Raw genomic sequence first — 2,692 nt, 5'->3', positions numbered from 1 at the left:
TGTCTCGCGGTCGACCACCTCCGATGAGTGACCGTTGCGGGCCATACCGTGGCTGGCCACGGTATGGCCGGTCATGACCGATACCCGGGACGGCACGCACATCGGGCACTGCGCATAAGCCGAGGAGAATGTGATGCCCTCGCGTGCCATGTGGTCCATGTGCGGGGTCCGCAGGAACTCCGGTGATCGCGGCCCCACTGTGTCATAACGTTGCTGGTCCGTCGTGATCAGTACGATATTGGGCCTGTTCGTCATGGACTCCACACCGCTCCTTTCGAGCCGACGCTCGCCGCCACGAACACTACATGGGCATCCCTGACTGGCAGCGGTCCTATGAAAGGTCGCGCGAGCCTCGAAGTCTGCCCCAACTCATTCCATGTTCCGCAGTGTGCCGACGCCGATATAGTCCACAGCATCCGGCGGGGCCACACAAGGGGAGGCAACGATGCGGGGCATGACCAGGTACGACGCAGTGGGCGACGGTCAACTGAGCCGCCGCCGTCTACTGGCGGCAGGAGGACTGACGGCGGCGGTCGGACTGCTCACGCCTATGAGCAACGCACTGCCGGCCTACGCCGAGGACGACAGCGAGCCGGAGCTCGGCACGATGGCCGTGTGCTCCGGCAACCCGTACGTGAACCGGGCCTGGGTCGGCGAGTCCGGCTGGGACCTGCGGCATCGGACGGGGTGGAACGGACTGGTCGGCGTGCACGGAGGACGCCATTCCGAGCAGTTCAACGCCACCTTCCACAACAGGTGCAACACCTGGCTGCAGAACCTCGACGCCATCGCTCGAATCAGTCGGCCGAACACCTCCAGTAGCTGGGGCATCCAGTGGCTCGGTGACATCGGTGCCGGCGTCTGCAAAACGGGCCAGCACGGCACCGGTCGCGCGCTGGACATCTCCCGGGTGCAGTGGGACGGCGGCTTCGTCGACCTGAACAAGCACTGGCGTGGACCTGAGACACGAGTCGTGAAACGCCGCTATCTTGCGGTGGTCGCGTCGTGCCGCCGCTATTTCCGCAACGTGTTCACCGCGTGGTACGACACCGACGGCTCACACGTGAACCACGTGCACGTCGACGACAACGGGAACAACTCGGGCGGCGTCAACATCAGGACGAGTCACAAGGGCGACACCACCATCGTGCAAGCCGCAGGCCGCTACCTGGGCGTCAACAGCGACATCGCGATCGACGGGATCTGGGGGCCTATCACGCAGTCTGCGTACAACACGCTCATGGCACGGTTCAAGATGACGACCAGCTCCGGCGGCTGCCAGACGTACAATCCGCTGAGCAGCACGGCCGACATGAAGGTCTTCCTCCGCTGGGTCATCCGGAACGCGCTCGCCGACCAGAACGCGGGCTATTATCACTCACCGACCTGCTAGGCCCACCAGTGTCTGATGGATCACGTGTCTGATGGATCGCGGCCGTAGCGAGCAGGCGTCGGTCGCCGGCGAGCACGCGGGTGACCGACGCCTACGCATTCCGGGCGGGTGGACAGTACCCTCGACATGGTGTACGCGCGCCGCCCCGGACGACATCTGCTCAATCTCGCCCCGTTCGTCGTCGCGGTCGCATTCCTCGCTGGAGGCTGTGCCGGAGACGATGAGCCGACCTTGGCGGCGCCACCGTCGGATGCACCGATACCTTCCGGTCCCGGTTCGACGTCGGAGCCCGGCCCATCGCAGGCGTCCGGATCGCCGGACCGGCGGCCCGCGGACCAGACCGACACGCCGGAGCCCGCCCCTGGCACGGTGTCGGCCGCGCCCGGCCAGCGCCCGATCACCATCTCGTTCGCCGGCGACGTGCACTTCGAAGGTGCGCTCCGGTCCCGGCTGGACGACCCCGCGGACGCGCTCGCTCCGATCTCGACGCAGCTCTCGGGAGCCGATCTGACTATTGCCAATCTGGAATCGTCGGTAGGGACCGGCGGGTCGCCGGAGCCGAAGCGGTACACGTTCCAGGCACCGCCGTCGGCGTTCGACGCGCTCGCCGCCGCCGGTGTCGACGTCGTGACGATGGCGAACAACCACGCCATGGACTACGGGACGGATGGCCTCGCCGAGACGCTCGACGCCGCTGAGCAGGCGGCGGACGCCGACTCCCCGCTCTCGGTCGTCGGAGTCGGCGACGACGTGCAGGAAGCGTTCGAGCCGGCGGTGCTCGATGTGGATGGGACGACGGTCGCCGTGCTGGGCGCGTCCATGCCCGACGACCCCACGGCCGATCCGACGCACCAGTGGGCCGCCGAGGAGGACAGGCCGGGGGTCGCCGTCACGCTCGACCCGCGACCGCTGCTCAACGCCGTCGAGTCGGCCCAGGCCGAGGCCGACGTCGTGGTGGTCTACATGCACTGGGGCGTTCAGGGCGACGCCTGTCCCAGCGACTCGCAGCAGGAGCTCGCCGGCTCGCTTGCCGAGTCCGGCGCCGACGTGGTCGTCGGCAGCCACACCCACCGGTTGCAGGGCGCCGGCGTGCTCGACGATACCTACGTCTCCTACGGCCTGGGCAACTTCGCCTGGTACACGCAGAGCTCGGAGGCGACGTCGACCACGGGCATGCTGACCCTCACCGTCGACGACGGCCGGGTGACGCAGGAGTCATGGGATCCTGCCACCATCCAGTCCGACGGCCTGCCCGAGTTCGCCGACGGCACGCAGGCAGGCCGCATGACCGAGGACTTC

General features: G+C 67.6%; 3 protein-coding genes. 2 read left to right on the top strand and 1 reads right to left on the bottom strand.

Annotation, left to right across the window (positions count from 1 at the left end; translation table 11 throughout):
• Positions 1-255: sulfatase-like hydrolase/transferase (locus ELR45_RS35500; RefSeq protein ID WP_165367953.1), on the bottom strand; the 255-nt coding region annotated here is incomplete at its 3' end.
• A gap of 199 nt (positions 256-454) precedes the next feature.
• Between ELR45_RS35500 and ELR45_RS19490 the strand changes: the two genes are divergently transcribed.
• Both ELR45_RS19490 and ELR45_RS19485 read left to right on the top strand, forming a co-directional pair.
• Positions 455-1,393: an extensin family protein gene (locus ELR45_RS19490; RefSeq protein WP_165367934.1), complete on the top strand. Its 939-nt coding sequence runs from the start codon at positions 455-457 to the stop codon at positions 1,391-1,393.
• Positions 1,394-1,501: 108 nt separating this feature from the next.
• Positions 1,502-2,692: CapA family protein (locus ELR45_RS19485; RefSeq protein ID WP_165367933.1), on the top strand; the 1,191-nt coding region annotated here is incomplete at its 3' end.

It is taken from the genome of Phytoactinopolyspora endophytica (genome assembly GCF_004138495.1).
GTDB lineage: Bacteria > Actinomycetota > Actinomycetes > Jiangellales > Jiangellaceae > Phytoactinopolyspora > Phytoactinopolyspora endophytica.
The sequence above is the reverse complement of the archived record's forward strand: the minus strand, read 5'-3'. Positions and strand labels throughout refer to the sequence as shown.

What these genes read in the sequence shown, in the direction of transcription:
- ELR45_RS19490 (WP_165367934.1), top strand. Translation starts at nt 455, where the DNA reads ATGACCAGGTACGACGCAGTGGGCGACGGTCAACTGAGCCGCCGCCGT.